Source organism: Rhizobium sp. BK376, assembly GCF_004341625.1.
In the GTDB taxonomy this organism is placed as follows: domain Bacteria; phylum Pseudomonadota; class Alphaproteobacteria; order Rhizobiales; family Rhizobiaceae; genus Rhizobium.
In genome coordinates this window covers 419,367-440,796 of sequence record NZ_SLZG01000003.1, presented here as the reverse complement: position 1 = coordinate 440,796, position 21,430 = coordinate 419,367, and the positions used below count along the sequence as shown (strand labels likewise).

The 21,430-nt window shown below is 59.7% G+C and carries 17 protein-coding genes; 6 read left to right on the top strand and 11 right to left on the bottom strand.

All coding sequences use genetic code 11. The features are described from left to right. Positions 1–170 precede the first annotated feature (170 nt). On the top strand, positions 171–3,674 hold the full coding sequence (locus tag EV561_RS10555; RefSeq protein WP_132521055.1) for a PAS domain-containing hybrid sensor histidine kinase/response regulator: 3,504 nt from the start codon (positions 171–173) through the stop codon (positions 3,672–3,674). A 64-nt stretch (positions 3,675–3,738) separates the two neighbouring features. Here the strand turns inward: EV561_RS10555 and EV561_RS10550 are convergent, their stop codons facing one another. Together EV561_RS10550 and EV561_RS10545 are read right to left on the bottom strand one after the other, a co-directional pair. Continuing rightward, entirely contained in the window at positions 3,739–5,064 is a 1,326-nt protein-coding gene (locus EV561_RS10550) for an MFS transporter (RefSeq protein WP_132521053.1), read from the bottom strand. A 228-nt stretch (positions 5,065–5,292) separates the two neighbouring features. After that, positions 5,293–5,736 (bottom strand): nuclear transport factor 2 family protein, encoded by a 444-nt coding sequence (locus EV561_RS10545; protein WP_132521051.1) that lies wholly within the window; start codon positions 5,734–5,736, stop codon positions 5,293–5,295. Positions 5,737–5,881: 145 nt separating this feature from the next. Here EV561_RS10545 and EV561_RS10540 point away from each other — a divergent pair, with 145 nt between their 5' ends. Then, on the top strand, positions 5,882–6,364 hold the full coding sequence (locus EV561_RS10540) for a GNAT family N-acetyltransferase (RefSeq protein ID WP_132521049.1): 483 nt from the start codon (positions 5,882–5,884) through the stop codon (positions 6,362–6,364). Positions 6,365–6,367: 3 nt separating this feature from the next. Here EV561_RS10540 and EV561_RS37160 read toward each other — a convergent pair whose 3' ends face one another. Next, positions 6,368–7,798, bottom strand: coding sequence for a diguanylate cyclase (locus tag EV561_RS37160; RefSeq protein WP_165927791.1), 1,431 nt, complete (start codon positions 7,796–7,798; stop codon positions 6,368–6,370). Positions 7,799–8,014: 216 nt separating this feature from the next. On the opposite strand from EV561_RS37160, the gene EV561_RS37155 reads away from it, so the two are divergent. After that, the gene (locus EV561_RS37155; protein WP_165927790.1) at positions 8,015–8,716 is read left to right on the top strand and encodes a hypothetical protein; all 702 of its coding nucleotides are present in this window, start codon (positions 8,015–8,017) and stop codon (positions 8,714–8,716) included. A gap of 67 nt (positions 8,717–8,783) precedes the next feature. On the opposite strand, the gene EV561_RS10530 is transcribed toward EV561_RS37155, so the two are convergent. Beyond that, complete coding sequence (locus tag EV561_RS10530) at positions 8,784–9,185, bottom strand: hypothetical protein (RefSeq protein ID WP_132521045.1); 402 nt, start codon at positions 9,183–9,185, stop codon at positions 8,784–8,786. A 608-nt stretch (positions 9,186–9,793) separates the two neighbouring features. Then, positions 9,794–11,836 (bottom strand): transposase, encoded by a 2,043-nt coding sequence (locus tag EV561_RS10525; RefSeq protein ID WP_132521043.1) that lies wholly within the window; start codon positions 11,834–11,836, stop codon positions 9,794–9,796. A gap of 419 nt (positions 11,837–12,255) precedes the next feature. Here EV561_RS10525 and EV561_RS10520 point away from each other — a divergent pair, with 419 nt between their 5' ends. Further along, a complete protein-coding gene (locus EV561_RS10520; protein WP_132521041.1) occupies positions 12,256–12,972 on the top strand; it encodes a nitroreductase in 717 nt (238 codons plus the stop codon). A 43-nt stretch (positions 12,973–13,015) separates the two neighbouring features. Next, positions 13,016–13,420 (top strand): cupin domain-containing protein, encoded by a 405-nt coding sequence (locus EV561_RS10515; protein WP_207910512.1) that lies wholly within the window; start codon positions 13,016–13,018, stop codon positions 13,418–13,420. A 60-nt stretch (positions 13,421–13,480) separates the two neighbouring features. Here EV561_RS10515 and EV561_RS10510 read toward each other — a convergent pair whose 3' ends face one another. From EV561_RS10510 to EV561_RS10495, 4 genes are all read right to left on the bottom strand, one after another. Beyond that, a complete protein-coding gene (locus EV561_RS10510; RefSeq protein WP_132521039.1) occupies positions 13,481–14,917 on the bottom strand; it encodes a DUF1254 domain-containing protein in 1,437 nt (478 codons plus the stop codon). Between the two features lie 206 nt (positions 14,918–15,123). After that, a complete protein-coding gene (locus EV561_RS10505; RefSeq protein ID WP_132521037.1) occupies positions 15,124–15,999 on the bottom strand; it encodes a dienelactone hydrolase family protein in 876 nt (291 codons plus the stop codon). Between the two features lie 56 nt (positions 16,000–16,055). Further along, positions 16,056–16,490 (bottom strand): SRPBCC domain-containing protein, encoded by a 435-nt coding sequence (locus EV561_RS10500; RefSeq protein WP_132521035.1) that lies wholly within the window; start codon positions 16,488–16,490, stop codon positions 16,056–16,058. Further along, entirely contained in the window at positions 16,487–16,822 is a 336-nt protein-coding gene (locus tag EV561_RS10495; RefSeq protein ID WP_132521033.1) for a metalloregulator ArsR/SmtB family transcription factor, read from the bottom strand. The genes EV561_RS10500 and EV561_RS10495 overlap by 4 nt, the downstream gene beginning before the upstream one ends. 179 nt (positions 16,823–17,001) lie before the next feature. Here EV561_RS10495 and EV561_RS10490 point away from each other — a divergent pair, with 179 nt between their 5' ends. Beyond that, complete coding sequence (locus EV561_RS10490) at positions 17,002–17,778, top strand: adenylate/guanylate cyclase domain-containing protein (RefSeq protein WP_132521031.1); 777 nt, start codon at positions 17,002–17,004, stop codon at positions 17,776–17,778. An 85-nt stretch (positions 17,779–17,863) separates the two neighbouring features. On the opposite strand, the gene EV561_RS10485 is transcribed toward EV561_RS10490, so the two are convergent. Next, complete coding sequence (locus tag EV561_RS10485; protein ID WP_132521029.1) at positions 17,864–20,077, bottom strand: 3-hydroxyacyl-CoA dehydrogenase NAD-binding domain-containing protein; 2,214 nt, start codon at positions 20,075–20,077, stop codon at positions 17,864–17,866. A 136-nt stretch (positions 20,078–20,213) separates the two neighbouring features. Continuing rightward, on the bottom strand, positions 20,214–21,422 hold the full coding sequence (locus EV561_RS10480) for an acetyl-CoA C-acetyltransferase (protein ID WP_132521027.1): 1,209 nt from the start codon (positions 21,420–21,422) through the stop codon (positions 20,214–20,216). Positions 21,423–21,430 lie beyond the last annotated feature (8 nt).

Sequence of the window (21,430 nt, the reverse complement as noted above, 5' to 3'; positions counted from 1 at the left end):
TTCGTTAGCTACATCTTTGACGACGATCTTCAATAGTCAACTGTTCTTATTTGAAGCGCCTGCATCGCCCGGGCCCGCCGGCTTTGACTTAAGGCTTAGATGCAGACCGATGTTCAATACACGCGGTTTGACCTAAACTGCCCCGGGGGAGAAAGATGCCGGGAGGGTCGATGCTTCCAGGATGGGTCATATTCGGCTCCGCGTTCGGCTATCTGTTGCTGCTGTTCGCAGTCGCCAGCTATGGAGACAGAAAGAGCCGCCTGCAGGCGTCGCCGCTGCACGGCCGCCCGCTGGTCTACGCGCTCAGCCTCGCCATCTACTGCACATCCTGGACCTATTTCGGCAGCGTCGGCCTCGCCTCTCAAAAGGGACTGGAGTTTCTCGGCATCTATATCGGGCCGATCCTGGTCTTCACGCTCGGCATGCCGATCCTTCGCCGGATCATCGAACTTGCCAAGGCGGAGAAACTGACCTCCGTCGCCGACTTTATCGCCGCACGCTACGGGAAGAATTCCACCGTCGCGATGATCGTGGCGCTGATCTCCCTGGTCGGAGCGATCCCCTATATCGCTTTGCAGCTCAAGGCGGTTTCCGCCAGCGTGTCGGCGATGGTCAATCCGTCGGATTACGGCATCGGCAGCGGCAACCTCTATTTTCTCGACCTGCCGCTGATCGTCACGATCGTGCTCGCCTGCTTTGCCACGATGTTCGGCACGCGCCACACGGATGCTACCGAGCATCAGGACGGTTTGATCCTTGCCATCGCGATGGAGTCTCTCGTCAAGCTTTTGGCCTTCCTGACGCTCGGTTTCTGCGTCATGTGGCTTCTCTTCAGCGGACCCGGCGACCTTTGGGCCAAGATGACCGCGAACGACACGGCAATGGCTGCCCTCGAATACAAGACACCACTCAGCCGCTGGATCACGCTGACATTGCTGTCGGCCTTTGCGATCATCATGCTGCCCCGGCAGTTCCATGTGGCCGTGGTCGAGAACCACAGCGCCAAGGAACTGCGCTTCGCCGGCTTCCTTTTTCCGCTCTACCTGGTCGCGATCAATCTCTTCGTCATCCCCGTGGCGATCGGTGGCGTGCTGCTCTTCGAGGGACACGGCAATGCGGATCTCTATGTCCTGTCGCTGCCGCTCATGGGACAGATTCCTGTCGTCTCGCTCATCACCTTCATCGGCGGTTTCTCCGCAGCCACGGCCATGGTGATCGTGGAATCGGTGGCGCTGTCGATCATGGTCTCCAACGATATCATCATGCCGATTTTCCTCAGGCGAAAGCTGATGGGGATAGGCCTGCAACGCGACGATTTCGGTCACAAGCTGCTGCATATCAGGCGGACGGCGATCTTCGGCGTCATGCTGCTCGGCTATGCCTATTATCGTTCCACGGATAGCACGACCGGCCTCGCCTCGATCGGCCTTCTTTCCTTCGCCGCGATCGCGCAGATGGCCCCTGCCCTGTTCGGCGGTCTGATCTGGCGACGGGCAAACGCCCGCGGCGCAATCCTCGGGCTCTGCTTCGGTTTCGTTACCTGGGCCTATCTGCTGTTCCTGCCGAGCCTCGGCGGGCCGGATTACTCGCAGGTTTCCTCTGCCATCCTCTCCTTCGTCTTTCCCGGCGCGAGCCTCTTTGCCGCACCGACCGCCGATCCCCTGGTCAACGCGACGGTGCTGAGCCTTCTGGTGAATACGGCAGCCTTCATCCTCGGATCGCTGACCCGCAACGCCCGGCCGCTGGAGCGCATCCAGGCCGGCATTTTCGTCAAGCGGCATTCCCGTTCGCAATTTGCAACGCGGGGGTGGAAGACGCGGCTCAGCGTCGGGGACCTCAAGATCGCCATCGCCCGCTATCTCGGCGAGGAGCGTATGCAGCGTTCCTTCAACACCTATGAGCGCACGGCCGGGCGACGGCTCGAGGACGACCAGCCGGCAGACATGGCGCTCATTCATTTTTCCGAACAGCTTCTCGGCAGCGCCATCGGCTCGTCCTCGGCAAGGCTGGTGCTGTCGCTTATCCTGCAGAAAACCGAGGATGCCTCGGCAGATACGGCCTGGCTCCTCGATCAGGCGAGCGAGGCGCTGCAGTATAACCAGGACATGCTGCAGACGGCGCTTTCGCAGATGGAGCAGGGTATCGCCGTCTTCGATTCCCATCACCGGCTCACCATCTGGAACCGGCGCTTCCGTCAGCTTCTCGACCTGCCAGAGAATGTCGGGCAAGTCGGATATCCGCTCGCCGATATCGTCGCCATCCTCAGCGATCGCGGCGACATAGCTGCCGCCGACCAAAGCCAAGTCGTTCGCCATTTCCTGACGCTCGGCAAGCCGTTTCCGCTGGTTCTTGCCAGCGGGGAGCGCATCATCGAAGTGCGCTCCAACGCCATGCCGGACAAGGGCTTCGTCGCAACACTCACGGACATTACGCAGCGCGTCGCCGCCGACAAGGCATTGAAACAGGCCAACGAAACCTTGGAACAGCGTGTTGCCGAACGCACGGCCGAGCTCACCCGCGTCAACCGGGAGCTCGGCGAAGCAAGGGCTGCCGCCGACGAGGCCAATATCGGCAAGACGCGCTTCTTTGCGGCAGCCGGCCACGATATCCTGCAGCCTCTCAATGCGGCCCGGCTTTATTCCTCGGCGCTGGTCGAGCGGCTGGGCGAGAGCGAAAACAGTCCGGTCGTCCGCAACATCGACTCCGCGCTGGAATCGGTCGAGGCGATCCTGGGTGCCGTTCTCGACATTTCCCGGCTCGACACGGGTGCGATGAAGCCGCGATTCGGGACTGTCGCGCTATCAGGTCTCCTGGAACGCATCGAGACGGATTTTGCGCCGATTGCCCGCGAAAAGAAGCTCAAGCTCGTCGTCATGCCGACGAAGCTGAAAGTACGCTCGGATCCCAATCTCCTGCGCCGCCTCGTGCAGAATCTCGTCTCCAATGCCATCAAATATACCGTCACCGGCAAGGTGCTGATCGGTGTGAGACGGCGGGGCAAATCCGTTGTCATTCAGGTCATGGATTCAGGCATCGGCATTCCGGCTTCGAAATTCCGCACCGTCTTCAAGGAATTTGCCCGATTGGACGAAGGTGCGCGCACCGCATCGGGGCTGGGGCTCGGGCTTTCGATCGTCGACCGCATCTCCCGCGTGCTCGACCATCCCGTCGAGCTGCGCTCGGTACCGGGCCGTGGCACGGATTTCCGTGTCACCATTCCGATCGACCTGACGCAATCGGATACCAAGGCTGTAGCGGCGACCACCTCGTCCGATGGAGTCGCTCAGACGCTCAGGGGCCTTCGCGTTTTGTGCATCGACAACGAGACGAATATTCTCGAAGGCATGCGGCTTCTGATTTCCGGCTGGGGTTGCGATGTGCTCACGGCGGAATCGATCGCGGGGCTCGCCGCGATGCCGGCGAATGGAGCCCCGGACCTCGTCATCGCGGATTATCATCTCGGCGACGGCACCGGCATCGAGGCCATAGGCAAGCTACGCGAGACATTCGGCGGCGACCTGCCTGCCCTTCTGATCACTGCCGACCGTTCGCCCGATGTGCGCGCCGAGGCGGAGAAATATGGCATCGGCCTGCAACAGAAGCCGGTGCGTCCGGCGGCGCTTCGCGCCTATCTTGCCCAGGTTTCGAGCCTGAAGCGCGCTGCGGCGCAGTGAAATCGACCCTTTCCGGGACCATGGTTTAGGGAGCGCCTGCGGGCAGGCGCTCCCCTTTTCGGGATCAGTGGGCGCGGCTACCGCTTGCAGCCGGAGCACTGTCGACGATCCAGCGGCGATGCGAGCCGAGGGCGATCAGGAGCAGCACCGAGAGGAAGCAGCAACCGGCGAGAATATAGAAGCCGATATCGCCATTTCCGGTCGCTGCATCGACATAGGCCTTGATCTGCGGCGAGGCGAAGCTGCCGAGATTGCCGAGCGAGACGATGAAGGCGATGCCGCTCGCAGCCCCGACGCCGCCGAGATAGCGCGTCGGCAGGCTCCAGAAGACCGGCTGCGAGGAGGCAAGGCCCGGAACGGCGATGCAGGCGGCGATCACCATCACCCACGGGTTCATGGTCAGGCCGATCGTGCCGAGTGCGATGGTGCCGAGCGTCAGCATGACGATGCAGACGATGCGGTGATTGTCGTGCTTGTCTGCATAGACCGTGAAGATGCGGGTTGCGATCAGCGCGCAGAACCAGGGCAGGCCGAGCAGCACGCCGACCCAGGTGTTGATGCTGCCGCCCATGGCCTGCGCCAGACGGGCCGGGAAATAGAAGGTGATGGGGCCGACGCCGACCTGGATGAAGAGATATATGCCGATGAAGGCCAGCACGCGCCAATCCTTAAGCACGCTGAAGACGGAGTGGCGCACCTCGGAGAGCTTGCCGCGCTCCTCGGCCTCGATGACTGAAGTCAGCGCCTTCTTCTCTTCATTGGTGAGCCATTTCGCCTCGCTGGGACGGCTCGTCAGGTAAAAGAGGCCGACAATGCCGACGATCGTCGCCGCAAGGCCCTCAACCGCAAACATCCACTGCCAGTTGCTGAGCCCGAAGACATCATGGTGCGTCAGCAGCCAGCCGGAAAGCGGAGCGCCGATGACGAGCGAAAGGGGCACGCCGAGATAGAAGAGGCCGGTGGCGCGGGCGCGTTCCTTGGCGGGGAACCAGTAGGTCAGATAGAGCAGCACGCCCGGATAGAAGCCGGCCTCGCAGACGCCGAGCATGAAGCGGACGATGTAATAGGTCGTCGCGGTATGGGCAAAGACCATGCAGGCAGAGACGATGCCCCAGGTGATCATGATGCGGGAGAGCCAGAGACGGGCGCCGACGCGCTGCATGATGAGGTTGCTCGGCACTTCGAAAGTGGCGTAGCCGAGGTAGAGGATGCCGGCGCCGAGCGCATAGGCCGCATCCGAAATGCCGGTATCGGCCTGGTAGGCCGTCTTGGCAAAGCCGACGTTGGAACGATCGAGAAAGTTCAGGACCAGCATGAGCCCGAGGAAGGGCAGAAGCCGCATGGTCGCCTTGTGGACAGCGCTCTTCAGCGCCGGATTATCATCTTTCATGTCACTCCTCCCAGAGCGTGGCCGGTTTTGGAAGGAGGAACGACACGGCCCGGGCCGTTCCGCTGTCATCGGGCCGGGCAATGAGAGACCGGCCGCCGTCATGCATCGGCAGCCGAAGGCATACCCGCGCATATTGCATATACGCAGATTATCTTCATGGGCAAAGATGTCAAACAGGCTCAGCGAACTTCCGCTTCTTTTCACAGAGCGGCAGGCCGCTGTTCCGGCCTAGGGTTTCAATCCAAGCTCGGCGAGGCCGCTGCCATCCATGGCGAAGGGCACCGAGCCATGCACATGGGCGATCTTCCAATCACCGCTGATCTTCCTGAGCCCGACGGTCTGGCGGAACCAGAGATCGACCTTGACGCCATCTGTCTTGGTGCCGGTCATGTGTACCAGCCCGCGCCAGAGGGCCACATCAGCACCGGCGATCAGCTCCGTATCGCGGACATCGCCGCCGATCGGCCCGTCCCAGGTGTCGAACCATTGCTGCAGGTCTTCGGCATCCCGGCCCTTGTATTGCAGCGGCGGCGCCAGCGTATATTGCACGACGTCTTCCGTGAGATAGGATTCCGCCTCTACCGCTCGCTTGGCGCCGATCGCGTCGCCCCAGGCGGCAAGCACCGCCTCGATCGCGGCTTTCTCGCCCTTCATCTCCACCTTTTCGGTCATGGCATGTCTCCTCTTCGGTTGATGATAGTCCAAGGACGAAGGGGGTGGACGCCACCCGACATTATCCGCCAATCTTTCTGCTATTCACCGTGGAGGCGGTGAGCTAGAGCATCTAAAGTGTTCTATGGAGCGAACGGACGGTAACATGCTTATACGCCCGGTAGTTGAGAGTGATCGAAGCGCGATATGGGGGATTATAGGCCCGACGATCCGCGCTGGGGAAACTTACGCGCTGGATCCTGATCTTTCCGAAGCGGATGCGCTTGCCTACTGGCTGGGACCGGACCGCGAAACGTTCGTTACCGAAGACCAGGGCGCTATCGTCGGGACCTATTACATCAAGGCCAACCAGGCGGGTGGCGGACGGCATGTCTGCAATTGCGGCTATATGGTCGACCCCGCGGCCGGCGGAAAGGGCGTTGCCCGCAGGATGCACGAGCATTCGCTCGATCATGCCAGAGAGCGCGGATTTCGGGCGATGCAGTTCAATTTCGTCATCAGCAGCAATGTGCGGGCGGTAAAGCTCTGGACCTCCGTCGGCTTCGATGTCGTCGGCCGCCTCCCCGGCGCATTCCTTCATCCGACCGAAGGCTATGTCGACGCGCTTGTCATGTACCGCAACCTCTAGCGTTCAACGGCGCGCCGCGGCCGACCGACGGACATCCTTTTCGGACCCTGACGCGGCCACGTTCGAGGCCGTGACAACGCTGCCGCGGCCGAGGGACTTTGCCTGGTAGAGCATGGCGTCCGCCGCATTGAGGGCGGCATCGCAGGTCGTGTCCTTGTCCGCGACCTCGCTGATCCCGAACGAGGCGCCGATGGCAATATTGCAACGCGGCAGGGCGATCGGGCTTGAGAGCGAGGCAGACAGGCGGCGGCAAACCTGCTCGGCTTCCGCAAGCGACAGGTCTGGCATCAGGATCGCGAATTCGTCGCCGCCCAGACGGAAAAGCCGGTCCTCCTCCCGCGTTCCCGACCGAAGCCTTGCGGCGACGACTTTCAACAGCTCGTCACCCATCGCATGACCATGGCTATCGTTGACGCCCTTGAAGCCGTCGAGATCGATGCAGACGACCATCAATGGTCCGGCGTCAGACAGCGTCTTGAATTCTTCAGCCAGCAGCGAGCGATTGGCGATGCCCGTCAGGAAATCATGCGTGGCCGCGTGCCGCATCTGCCGCTCGCGGCTGACCAGCATCTGCGCTGTCCCCTGGGACATACGGACGAGGAAGAAACCGCCGGCCAGGAGAACAAGGCTGACGGTCACGATCAGCGGCAGCGACTGGTAAAGCACATCCGCCGCCGGTGCGGGCGGCCGCCAGGAGAGGACCTCGACCTCGCCTTCCGAACCCACGGCGATTTCTACGCGGGCGCGGTCTGATGTAACTGACGACAGCGGGCTGACATGCGCGTCGTCAAGCAGAAAGCGCTCTCCGAAAAAATCCTGCAGACTGCCGGCGATCGGCATCGCCGTGATCAGGATCGGCGCGCGATCGCCCTTCGGCTTGGCTGTGCCGAAATCCGGCTGAAACAGGCTGGCGGAAAGAAGAACGGCCTCTTCCCCCAAAACCTCTATTCGGCTGATGGCAACGGGCTTGGGAATGCCGGGCTTGGCAGGCGTGAGTTCCCTTTCGCGCACGTTTGCCACGAGCTGAGACGCATCCTTTACGATTGCGGCCGGCCCTCTCATGAAGAATGGGCGGGCTTTCACCGTATCGTCCGTTCGCGAATAGAGGATCGCATCGCTGGAATTCAGAACAGCCGCAAAGCGCGTTCGCGAGGTGCCGATTAGCGAAGCGCCGATGTTGCGGTCAGTCCATTCGAAATTGAAGGTGTTGTCCAGATTTGCGATCGCCTCGTCCCAGATGGTCCAGGCGGTCAGCGAAAATTCGATATCGCTGATCCAGAGCGCGATATTGCGCTCGACCAGCGCTTCCTGCCGATGCCGCGCCTCGGCATCGATCCGGGCGACGCCATAATAGGGGAAGGTCGCCATCCCGAGGATCAGCAGTGCTATGCCGGCAATGGTGGGGCCAATGAGTCTGAAATGAACGAAGCGCATCGCCAATGCCAAGCTGTCCCTGGAGCCGATCATAATAGTTGATTGGCGCCCATAGTGGTCTGCAGAGCTTACGATGGGGTTATCGTAGGATGATAAATTAGAGATTGCCGGAGAATTCTGCCGCTCATGCGCTTGAAAGGCCTGGCGGCCACCTTGCCGCCAGCTTGCCACAATCTGCCGCCTATCTCTGTGCGCCGGGAGCGTGGAGGAGACATCATGAGACTGATTCTTGGCCTTGTGGCCTTTCTTGTCGCCGCGGTTGCGGCAATCGCCTTTGCCTATCCGGCGGCTGCGGCCGTCGCCTGCCCTTCCTGCTATGGCTTTGCCGACATGGGCGGCAATCTCTATCTCGAAAAATCGATGACGGCGCAGGAGCGCCAGGACGCGCAGGCGATCGTGGCGCAGGCGCGCGATCGGGTGAAGACATTTTACGGCGCGCTCGACGGCAATCCGCGCATCCTGATCTGCAAGACCGATGCCTGCTACGACCCGATGGGCGGCAAATCGCATGGGATCGCGCTGCTCGACAAGGCGCTCTTCCTCTCGCCGCGCGGCGAAAACGCAGTCATCGCCGCCCACGAGCTTTCCCATATCGAGCTGCACAGCCGGCTCGGGCTTGAGAAGACCTGGAACAAGGCCATTCCGCAATGGTTCGACGAGGGCCTTGCCGTCAATATTTCCAACGATCCGCGCTACCTGAAACCGGAAGGGACTGCCGACCGATGCATCCTCGAGCCGGAGGCAGACATGCCGACCACCCGCGACGCCTGGGTGGAGAGCGCCCAGACCCGCGACCTCTACGCCAAGGCGGCCTGCAAGGTCAGCCGCTGGCTTGCCGCGCATGATGGGGCGCAAGGGGTGGTGAAGCTGGCGGCCGACGTCGCTGCCGGCGAGACCTTCGAGGCGGCGGGGCGATAGGCCGCCCCCACAGCGCTAGCCTGGCTTGCGCCGTACCGGGTCCGGTCCGGGTGCTGACCGCAGATTTTCATTTCCGGCCCTTTTCTTCCCTGGCCCGCTGCAGTTCCTTCGCCCGCTCCACCAGCGCATTGAGCGTCTTCACGATTTCCGCATGGCGCTCCACGCTCTTGCCGACGCAGGGCGGACAGGCACGGTGATAGCGCTCTTCATATTGCGCTTCCGTCAGGAACCCCTTGCAGCGCTTGGCGCGGCGACAGGGGGAAAGGCTGCAGCTCTTCCAATAGCCGAGAACGGTGGCCGGGAGCTGGTGAGCTTCTGACAGGCGCGGTGCTGCTCGCGCTCTGTGAGCCTTCGGTACTCGCCATAGGTAAGGCCGGGCATGAAGAGCCGCCTGTCCTCCTCCATCTCCCGGCGTCGTTCCTCTTCGCTTTTCATCGCCATCCCCTTCCGGACATGCTCCATCATCCACGCGGCCAATCCGGCCGCATGCGTTGCTCCAATTGATCGGAGAGCCCACACGAATGCGGAACCTCATTTTTGTATAAATCTGTGGCTCCGCATTCGCGTGGCCTTCGGCGTTCTTTCGGGGCATCCCTCCCCTACAGGTGATCACCTCGCCTCGCTGCATGGCTTCATTCGCGATTTCCTTTCGGGAAATCCTGCCACTTGCACGGCTCAACCGAACCGGGCACGGCTGCCCGGGGGAGGCTTGATAGGGCAGACATCAGTAACCCGATACTTACCCACGACTTTCACCTCTTCCGCCCTTCCCGCACGTTACGGATCAAACGAAAGCGCCGGCCCCCGCCTGCCCGCGAACGTCTCGCGAAACACTCCGGCGACGGAAGCGGGGGCATTGTAGGCATGGGTGATGGGGGTGGGGATGTAGAGGAGGATAAGTGATTGTTATCGCTTATCCGGCTCGCCAGAACAGCGGCGTCAATTGAATATCGAGGGCCGCTTTGGATCTAATGCGACCTCACCATTAGCCGACCTGAACCGTCGCACTATAAAGACAGGTTCGTGCGGCTGCTTCAAACCTAGTTAGGTTCCGCCCACCTGCGTGCCGCAACTGCTTTATGAGATCATTCTGATGATATTGTCATATCTGTCTTGAATGTGGTTCTCCTTCGACGTGCCTTTAATTGCCTGTCGAAGGAATACCTCTAGATCCTTTTGAGTGATCGGCATGACTATGCCGTTGTCATTCTTATTTGCGATCGCCGATATGTGCTTAAAATAGCTGTCTTTTATCTTATCGCCTCGGTACGCGATTATCCCAAAGTAGCCAGAAGTTTTATTCAGATAGTACTGGACCTGATGAAAATCATCAGAGTGAAGATCTTCGTAGTTCTTGCATTCCCACACTACCTGCGTTGCACCATGCTTTTGCCTAATCATCTCCCAGAACCCGCTTGGCGCTCTATTTGATGCAATCCAGTCCCTAATAACAGAACTGTCGTATGTCCGCTCTTTTGCTTGCACGTTAGTCAGGTACCTAAAAAAACATAGCTTAATGACCGTGCCCACGATATCTTCAAATCTAGTTGCTCCCTCACTTCCCACGGGAAGAGTCTTTAAATCTTCAAGTGTCTTTTTCAATGTTTCCTTGTACTCGTCCAAGCCAAAACTATCAGGCAGGTCCTCCAGAATTCCTTCATGCTGTAGTATTGTTTCTTCTGAGAGATTACTCAGTACAATCGGACGAAGATTCAGGGCCGCAGAATAGGTCGGGTGGACAACGAAGGTGGTCGCATGATCAATCAACGGCTTGGTGTTAGCGTCCGCGCCGGTATCTTTGTAAACGACTCCTCGCTTTCCCCTCAGTCCCAGAAATCCGATTGAATAAAACAGCTCAACAAATCTGAACGGCACGGTATAATCGTAGAACCATGAACTGCAATGCTTGTTTATTTTTTCTTCAAGTAATAGTTTTTGTATAAAATCCTCGATTGCAGAGATGGTAAATTCATTGCCAAGTCCAAAGAAATACTCGATAATAACGCTTATATTCGGATAATTTTCCGCATACTCATCCCCCAAATCCTTCAATCTACTCGTACTGTATCTCTTTTCAGCATCTCTAAGATCAGAATCTTGTATTTTTTGATGGTTTTCATTTATCGCTGATTTAATTGCGTAGTCACACAACATAAGCACATCGCGCGGTCGATGTTGGCTCAATGCCATCACGCGCTGTATAGCGTCACCGGGCTTATCCTCTTGAAAGAAATAGCCCCACGCATCGACTAACTTAGGTTTTGTATTGAAGGGGTGAACTAGACGTCGTGCAACGAACTCAGCGAGCTTTGCTTCCGTCCACTCTAAAAACACTACTGACGTCTCGAGCCTCGAAAACTCATTGTCGACGGCTTTTATCCTATCGTAAATATTTTCGCGAATAAACACACATGGCTTAATGCACGGATTGCTAGCAATGAGACGCACTGACGCGTGCATAAGTGCCATCAGGCAAATAATCGCCGTATCAGACCCATCCCACGACTCATCGAGACGATCAATAAGAAAGGTATAGTGATAGTTAGCATCGTCGCCGTAAACTTGTATCGCTCTAAAAAGTTCGTCTCGTCTCTTAATTTGTCGCAGCCATAGTCTTTCGTTGTCCGACTGAAAAGCTTGGAAAATCTCGTCGCATAGATTGAGAAACCGCTCTTCGAAGTCCAAATTCTCGATGAGCGTACGCTCTTTTTGGACGACATCCGGTGCGCTTCCATAGTCGAATTTTTTATCCTTAATCCATTGCTTTATTAATTCACCGAGGAGCGCTCTTTCTACCGCGTAGACGAGGGATTTGAATGGCCGTTGCCTTGTGTCCTTAAAATCAGCGACGTCGAGCGGAAGTTTGATTAGGTCAAATATTTGAGGAAGTATGGTGACCGTGCGTGGAGACTTCCTCTCCATTTCTATTGTAATAGCTGTTTTTCCGCTGCCGCGCCTTCCAATAAAAAAACAACTATTGTTAGATTTGTTGAGCGCCGCAAGTGTTGCGGGCGTCGACACGAACAACTCGGCTGACCGTCTAATTATATCGTACTCAGCAAATGCCTTTCCTAGATCAACGCGCTGAAGGGCATCTCTCGGTAGTTGAATTTCCTTCATTGCAGCAACGTCACCTTAGATTGAGTCGGGCCTCAACAATTGAGCGTCATTGGTGAAATGAGTCAATATTTCTGCACCTAGAGTCACATGATTGTCTTATGGGTGAAAGGAATTAAACGGCATTATCATTTCGCCACTTTCGGCCGGAAGTAACCATGAGAGGGTGACGGCGACGCCTTGCGGCGGTTCGACGAGCAGACCGCAGCAAGTCTTCTCCGGTTCGCCATCCAGACGCACACCCCCGAATCCATCCGCTAAACCCGAATTAACCTCGGCGCCGGCATGACTTCACCTAACCTTCCGTATGCCTTCGCCTGATCAAACGTCGTGCCTCGCCAAACACTCCGCAGAATTGGTCCGCCTATCCCGGCTTGGTACCTTTCTGGTTGCCAAGGGCATAGCAGAGAAGGCGAGTGGTCATGGACGTGTATGAGGCTGTCAAAAGCCGGCGGGCGGTGCGTGGGTTTGTCGATCGGGAGGTCCCGAGCGAGGTGCTGGAGCGCGTGTTTTCCGCTGCTGCCTGGGCTCCGTCCGGATCGAATATCCAGCCGTGGAACATCTATGTGGTGACGGGCGCGCCGCTTGCCGAGCTGAAGAAGCGCGCCGGCAAACGCGTGGTCGCAGGGGACCCCTGGGACGAGCGGGAATATGAAATGTACCCGTCCGCGCTGAAGTCTCCCTATCGCGAACGCCGGTCCACCTTCGGTCATGAGCGCTACAGCGCGCTCGGCATTGCCGATGGCGACTGGGAGGCGAGCCAGAGAGCGGCTTCCGCGAACTGGAAGTGCTTTGGCGCGCCCGCCGCCCTGTTCTGCTACGTCAGCCGCGATCTCGGTTTCCCCCAATGGGCCGATCTCGGCATGTATCTTCAAACAGTCATGCTGCTTCTGCGCGGCGAAGGGTTGCACAGCTGCACCCAGATGGCCTGGTCGGTCTATCGCAAGACCGTTGCCGAGATCCTGTCGCCGCCCGAAGGGCTCATGCTCTTCTGCGGCATGTCGATCGGCTACGAGGACGTCAAGGAACCCTACATCCGCACGGGCCGGGCGCCGCTTGCCGAAACCACCACCTTCGTCGGCTCGACTTCGCAACGGGTGCCGCACATCGCGCCCGGGGATTCGTTGCTGGATTTATGAAATCTGTGCCCCGCTCTCATCAACAACCACAGGGACTACGACCATGAATTCAACTTTGTTAAGGCTCGTTGTGTCGGCTGCACTTTGCCTGCCCGGCACCTTGGCGGTTGCCGCCGAAAATGAAGTCCACGTCACGCCGCTCATGCAAAAGGACCTGCCAAACTATCCGGGCAAGGAGGGGCTGATGATATTGGTCGAATATGGACCGGGAGCCGCCGATCCCATCCACAAGCATGACGCCAACGCCTTCGTCTACGTTCTGGAAGGCCAGATCGTGATGCAGGTGAAGGGAGAAAAGGAAGTCACCCTGTCGCCGGGGGAGACCTACTACGAAGGTCCTTCCGACATTCACGTGGTCGGCCGCAATGCGAGCAAGACGAAGCCGGCGAAATTCGTCGTCGTGCTGCTCAAGAACAAGGGCGCTCCGGTTCTCACACCCGTGAACTGACCTCGGGCGTCATCGCAAGGGATGCCGGCCGGCCCTCCCTTGCGATCTCTTGGTCCGCTGTCACGCCTTCGTGACTGAGGGTATCACCCATGATCCATCGAGGATCGACGGCGATTTGTCGTCCGGCCAATAGAGCCGCATCATCAGGATGAACTTTTCCTTTGGTGCGGGCAGCCAGTTGGATTCCTTGTCGGCGCCGGGAGATTTGTTCTGGATGTATATGTCGACCGAACCATCCGGATTGGCCTTCAGATCCTGCCGCGCACTGATCGAATAGCGGTTGAGCGGATTTTCGACGAAGAAATACTTGTCGTTATACATCGTTATCGACCAGAACCCCCGCACGGGCGGCATCTGGTCCTTGGGAAAGGTCAGGATATAATTTTCCGACCCGCGATAGGCGCGGGCGAGAACTCTGTCCTTCGATTTCGTCGAGGTCGGATAGATGGCATCCTCGGGACGGTTGGCGCCAAGCCCGATGGCCGCAATCAGAGCCCGCTGCACATAATCCGTTCCGTAGATGCCTGTCTTGGTCGTGTAGCCCCAGCCGTTAACATCCTTGATGTCGCCGTCGCTTGCCTTGAAGTGCAGCATGATGCGCCCGAATGCGATTTCGGGGATGCGCTTGATGAAATGCGCATCCAGCTTGCTCTTGTCGAAATCCTGCCCCGGCACGATCCCGATTTCTGCCATCCTGGCAACCATGTCGGCGTCGGCGTCAGAGGGCGGATTGGCCTTCAAAAGCTCAGCGAGTAGCGTGAAATATTCGACCGCATTCATCCGGTTGACCTGGTCGCGGACCGCTGCCTTCATATCGATCTTGGGATCGACCTTGCCGAGCGGCGGTTGCCACTCCTTGCCGTAGCTGCTGAGCGGGACGAGCTTGCATTCATCCTGCAAGGCGTGGACTTCCTTGTAGTCCTCCGGCGTGCCGGTGCAATAGATGCGTCCGAGTATCCAGACGATGCTGGTCGGCGACTTGTATTCCGTGACGCCGTCGGGGAGTTCGCCCTTCCATCCGGGACCGGTGATCGCATAGGTTTGCGCTCCGCCGCCCGTCGTTCTCTTGCCCGGCACCTGGAAGACCGTGGTCCATCCGTCAAGCATGGGAAACAGGAAATACCGGTCCTTCATGTCAGGGATCGAAAAGACCCAGGGTTCCTTCTCCACATCGATGAATGCCGTCGTGTAGAGCGTATCCGCATTCGGCGCCGTGACATCCTTGAACGATGCATCGGGATATTCACGCAGCTTGATGATCTGCCCCATCGGCCCTTTCGTACCCTTGACCTTGGGGACGTTGGTCACCACCCGACGCGTCATCTCCATCGTTACCAACGGATAGCCGTAGATATACGCATCGACGGCGAGCCAGAAATCGCTTCTCCCCTCGAAGGGATCGACGAGCGGATCATCGACGGCATGTGCAGGTGAAAGCGAGGTTGCAGCAAGCAAGGCAATGCCGCCGAGCGACACGGTACGACGTGTGACTTTCATTTTCTCCCCCGATGTATTGGCTTACGTTCCGGAGCCTGAATTGGCTTGCCCGACGTTTAAGCCACCCCTCGCAACATTAGCATCGCCTAAATAAATGAGAAATACAACGTAGGGCTTAGCCGAAATTGGGGGCTTGAGCAGGCGCAGCGGCTGTGGCGTGACCGCTTCTGACGGGGGAGCAGATATCGACGGGGCTTGCTTGACGATTAGCTCAAGCCCAAATCCGCCAGCCAATCGCGAAACAGATTGATCCATCCGTCCGATGGCATCCCCTGCTTCGCCATGCCGAAGCCGTGCTCGCCCCGGCGGTAGATGTGCATTTCGGCGGAGCGATCGGCGTCGGTCCAGTCGGAATAGAGGCGTTCGACCATGCGGTAGGCGACGATGTCGTCCTGCGCGACGACGGTGAAGAGCGGCGGGGCATCTTCAGGCACCTGACGTCCCCGGGTTTCGCCGCCATAGATCGGTGCTGCGAAGGCGAGCGGGGCTGCGCGCGGATCGAGCGCCACATCGGTTACCAGAAACGCGCCGGCGGAGAAGCCGATCATGCCGACCTTGTCCGCCGAGAGCCCCCATTCTGCCGCCCGTTCGCGCACGATGGCGATGGCGCGGCGGCCGTCGTCAGCGGCGGCTTGCCGGGCAGCATCAAATATCCCGTATGGCGTCACCTCGTCCATGCCGCGCAGCGCCTTGCGCCCTCGCTGCGGCATGTCGATGCCTGATATCAGTGCCTGCTCCCAGGCTTCGTAGTCTTCAGGCGCTTCCGGCGTGCCATGCACCCGGTATTTCAGCAGAAAGGCGGTGTAGCCCGCAGCCGTCAGCCAGCTTGCGACGTCAGTCCCCTCGTGCTCCATCGCCAGGATGCGCCAGCCGCCGCCGGGGCAGACGATCACGCCGACGCCGTTCGGCCTTTCCGGCCTGAAGACGCTGAGCGTCGGCTCCGACACGTTGCGCAGCATCGTCGCGGACCTGGCCGTGCCGACCGGTTTGCTGAAGATGATTTCCGGCCCCACGCCCTCCAGCCTGGTCGGCGGCCCCTCGGGCCAGAGGCGGATCACATCGTCGGGCGGGGTATCGGTCATGGCTAATTCCTCGAGCAATTGGGCGTCATCGCGCCTGATTGATGGACGGGCGGCTATCAGGCACTGCGGCGCGATCCGCCGGCAAAGATGTCGCTGAATCGTTCGGAGATGGCGCCCCAGCCCTTCTCGTGAGCCCTTGCCATCTCGTCGTTGGGCAGGCCGGAGTGCACCAGGGTCAGGAGCGTGCCCTCGCCATCCTGCTCGAATGTGACGGTGACCGTCGATTCCAGGCCCAGCGTATTTGGCGACATCCAGGATATGCGGATCAGGCCCGGCCGTTCCATGTCAAGGAACCGCCCATAGTGCGGCGTGCTGCCGAGGGAGAGCCAGTACCAGAGCCCATCGACCGTGGGATCGACGATCAGTTTCTCGTTTCCATGCCAGGGTGTGCCGGGAATGCTGGGATCGAGCCAGGCATCGAATACCTTGCCCGGCGACGCCGGGATCGTCCGTTCGAGCTTGATTGCCACGGTTTCTGCAGTTGCCCTCATTTGCTGTCTTTCTCCTCCCTGTTCCTCTCCTTGAAGTAACCCTCGAATTGATCGAGGCGCTCGTTCCAGAAGTGCTCGTATTCGTTCATCCATTCAGCCACCTCGCGAAGCGGTTCGGCCCGGAACGAGATGAAGACTTCGCGGCCCTGTTTCCGGCGTTCGATCAGGCCGGCCCTTTCCAAGAGCTTCAGGTGTTTCGTCACCGCGTTCAGGGCCGTGTCGAAGGGTTTTGCGATATCCAGGAAGCGCGCCGGCCCATTGGCCAGCTGCCCGATGATCGCGCGGCGCGTGGGATGCGAAATCGCCGTCAATATATCCGTCAAGTGATCCATGCCTACATTACACCATATGGTGTAATGTTTTGCAAGCCTGCCATGCCGTGGGCCACAGGGCGGATATCCCAATTACTTCCGATAACCCTAATATTTCAACAGTTGCAAAAATCTGAAGGATGGCACAAGCTCAAGCTGTCATAAACCAGCGAGCCATTCGGGGGGACGGATAGCGGAAGATGACAATAGTTTCCGATCAGATCGGATCAACCCATCATGCCAACGCCCTCATCTGCCGGGGGTGCTGGGACCAGATGCGCGTGCCGATCCCGATCCGCGGGCCGCTCGCCCTTCCCCTGCGCGCCTTCGGCATCACCCGCAGCAAGATGAACCCTAACATCTGCACGATCTGCGAGCGTTCGTTTCGCTACGTCAAAAAGCAGCGTCACATAACCGCCAACGCCACCATTCTGTTTGCAGATATCAGGGGGTTCACGGCACTGTCGGAGCGCATCGAGGTAGTCCGCCTCAGCGAGATCGTCAGCCTTTTTCAGGATCTCTGCGCGCAGGCGATCTGGGCGCATGACGGCATCGTCAACAAGCAGATGGGCGACGGGCTGATGGCGATCTTCAATTTTCCGATCGCCAACAGGGATCACGCCTATGCGGCGATCATGGCCGCGCTCGACATCCAGAAGAGCTGCAGCGCAGCGCTCGACGCCTTGAACCTGGATCTGGAGGGAATGCCTGATGAGAAGCTGGGCGTCGGCGTCGGTATCCATAGCGGCGATGTCGAGATCGGCGAGTTTTCCACCTTCCGCAGCGATTTCACCGCGATCGGCGGCGCGGTCAACCTAGCGGCAAGGCTGGAATCCAAGGCCACAGCGGGCGAGATCCTGGTGTCGTGTGAGACGGCTGGCCGCGAGCCCGACCTTATGAGCGGGACCGAGACGCGCCTGCTTACGCTGAAGGGGATCGAGCAGTCGGTGACGGCAAGGGTGCTTGTGAGGCGTTGATGGCTCCCCCCTTCTCCCCGCGAGAAGAGGGCTGGGCGGAGGTGGCTTGGTCTCTTCTCCCCCGCGGGGAGAAGAGGAAAGCCGGCTAAGCGGCCTGCTTCTTTCCATAGGGATCAAACCGGCCGTAGAAGGTCTCGCCCTTGGCGGTCATGTCCTTCAGCAGCGCGGTCGGCTTGAAATGATCTCCGTAAGCCGTAGCTAACTTTTCGCAGAGCGTGACGAAGGCCTTTACGCCCATGCCGTCGATATAGGAGAGCGTGCCGCCGGTGTAGGGCGCAAAGCCGAAGCCGAGGATAGAGCCGACGTCTGCCTCGCGCGGATCGGTGACGATGCCCTCCTCCATGGTGCGGGCGGCTTCGAGCGCGATGGTCACCAGCAGGCGCTGTTTCAGCACTGTCACGTCGACTTCGGAAGCCTTCTTCTGCGGGTAGAACTCCTTGAGGCCGGGCCAAAGCGACTTCTTGGCCGGTTTCGCGGGATAATCATAGAAGCCCTTGCCGTTCTTGCGGCCACGGCGGTCGAGCTCGTCGACCATCCTGTTGATAAGCTTCATATGTTCCGGGGCGACGGCCGCGGGGCCGAGATCGGCGACTGACGCCTTCAGGATCTTCTGGGAAAGGTCGATCGCGACTTCGTCGTTGAGCGATAGCGGACCGACCGGCATGCCGGCCATCTTGGCGGCATTCTCGATCATGGCCGGCGGGACGCCTTCGATCAGCATGTCATAGGCTTCGTGGATGTAGCGGAAGACGCAGCGGTTGACATAGAAGCCGCGCGTGTCGTTGACGACGATTGGCGTCTTCCTGATCGCGGCGACGAAATCGAGCGCGACTGCAAGGGCGCGGTCTCCCGTCTCCTTGCCTGTTATAACCTCGGTCAGCATCATCTTCTCGACCGGCGAGAAGAAGTGGATGCCAATGAACTGGTCCGGCCGCTTCGAGTTTTTCGCAAGGCCTGTGATCGGCAGCGTCGAAGTGTTGGAGGCGAAGATCGCCGTTTCCGGCAGGATAGCCTCGACCGCCTCGATGACCGCCTTCTTCACCTCACGGTCCTCGAAGACGGCTTCGATGACGAGATCGGCATCCTTCAGGTCCGCATATTCGGCCGAGGGCGTGATGTTGCCGAGAAGGGCTGCGGCCTCTTCCTGCGTCAGCCTTCCCTTACCAATAGAATCCTTGACCAGGGTCTCGGAATGCGACTTGCCCTTGGTGGCGGCCTCGATCTCGCGGTCGATGAGCGTGACCCGGATGCCCGCTGCAGCCGTGACATAGGCGATCGCACCACCCATGAAACCGGCGCCGACGATGCCGACATGCTTCAGCTCTGCCTTGGGGATGCCGGCCGGGCGACGGGCGCCCTTGCCGAGTTCCTGCATGGAGATGAACAGCGAGCGGATCATCGAGAAGGCTTCGGTCGACTGCAGTACCTGGGTGAAATAGCGCTGCTCGATCTTGAGGCCTGTGTCGAAGGGTACCTGCAGGCCTTCATAGACGCATTTCAGTATCGCGAGTGCGGCGGGATAATTGCCTGCGGTCTCGCGGCGGAGGATGGCGGGCGCTGCCGGCCAGAGCTGGGCGGAAGCTGGCGTCCAGATGCCGCCGCCAGGCACCTTGAAGCCCTTTTCGTCCCAGGGAGCGATGGGTTTCAGACCGTCCTTGATCATCTGCTTTGCGGCTATGATCAACTGGTCCGGTTCGACGACCTGATGCACGAGGTTCATCGCCTTGGCGCGGGCGCCGTTCAGCGACTGGCCCGTCGTCATCATCTGCAGCGCCGATTGCGCATCCGTCAACCGCGAGATTCGCTGCGTGCCGCCGGCGCCGGGGAAGATGCCGACCTTCACCTCGGGCAGCGCGATCTTGACGCTCTTCAAATTGGAGACGACCCGGCCGTGGCAGGCAAGCGACATTTCGAAGGCGCCACCCATGCAGGTGCCGTTGATCGCCGAGACCCAAGGCTTGCCCGAGGTTTCCAGCTTGCGGAAGAGGCCGGTCATCTGCCCGACGAGATCGAAGAGTTTTTGCGCTGCCGCAGCCGGGTCCTTCGCCTTCTCCTCGTTGTAGAAGGTGAACATCGATTTGATCATCGAAAGATCGGCACCGCCGGAGAAGGTGGACTTGCCTGACGTGATGACCACGCCCTTGAGAGTAGTGTCGGCGCTCGTTTCCACGACGATGGCGTTCAGCTCGTCCATCACCTCCTCGGTGAAGACATTCATCGACTTGCCGGGCATGTCCCAGGTGACGAGGGCGATATTGTCGGCGTCGGTTTCGACGGTGAAGTTCGTGTAGGTGGTCATGTGGGATTTCCTTTTCCCGGACGATCTTTGCGGCAAAGCCCCTCCCCTGGTGGGGAGGGGTTGGAGAGGGGAATTTGCGGTGAAACCCCTCCCCTCGCTTACGCTCGACCCTCCCCAAAAGGGGGAGGGTTAGCCCTCAAACCCTCTCGATCACAGTCGCCGTGCCCATGCCGGCGCCGATGCAGAGCGTTACCAGCGCGGTGTTGAGGTCGCGGCGCTCCAGCTCGTCCAGCACGGTGCCAAGGATCATCGCGCCGGTTGCGCCGAGCGGATGGCCCATGGCGATGGCGCCGCCGTTGACGTTGATCTTGTCGTGGTCGATCTCGAAGGCCTGCATGTAACGCAGCACGACGGCAGCGAAGGCTTCGTTCAATTCAAAGAGGTCAATGTCGGCGAGCGTCATGCCGGTGCGCTTCAACAGCTTTTCCGTAACGTCGACCGGGCCGGTCAGCATCAGCGCCGGGTCCGAGCCGATATTAGCAAAGGCCTTTATACGGGCGCGGGGTTTCAGGCCCATCGATTCACCGCCGGCCTTGGAGCCGAGCAGGACGGCAGCCGCGCCATCGACGATGCCTGACGAATTGCCGGCATGGTGGACGTAAGTGATGCGCTCGACCTCCGGATGCGCCTGGATGCCGACGGCCTCGAAGCCGCCCATCTCGCCGGGCATCTGGAACGAAGGATTGAGCGCCGCCAGCGCCTGCATATCGGTGCCGGGGCGCATGTGTTCGTCATGGGCAAGGATCACAAGACCGTTCTGGTCCTTGACCGGAATGACAGACTTGTCGAACCAGCCACTCTTCCAGGCATGAGCTGCACGCTTCTGGCTCTCGACCGCATAGGCGTCGACGTCGGTGCGGGAGAAGCCGTATTTGGTGGCGATCAGGTCGGCCGAGACGCCCTGCGGCATGAAGTAGGCCGGGAAATTCACCGACGGATCCATGAACCACGCGCCGCCCGACATGCCGAGACCGACGCGCGACATGCTCTCGACGCCGCCAGCAATGACGATGTCGTCAGCCCCTTGCGCGATCTTGGCCGCGCCGAAATTCACGGCATCGAGGCCGGAGGCGCAGAAGCGGGAGATCTGCATGCCGGGCGCCGTCGTCGAATAGCCGGCCTCGAAAGCGGCAGCCTTGGGGATCACGGCACCTGCATCCATGACCGGATCGACGCAGCCCATGATGATGTCGTCGACGGTCGCGGTATCGAGCCCGCTGCGGTCTCTGATCGCCTCCAGCGTCTTGGCGGCAAGGCGCACGGAGGGAACCTCATGCAGGCTCCCGTCCTTCTTGCCGCGCCCACGCGGCGTGCGGACGTGGTCGTAAATGAAAACGTCGGTCATTTCAGTCT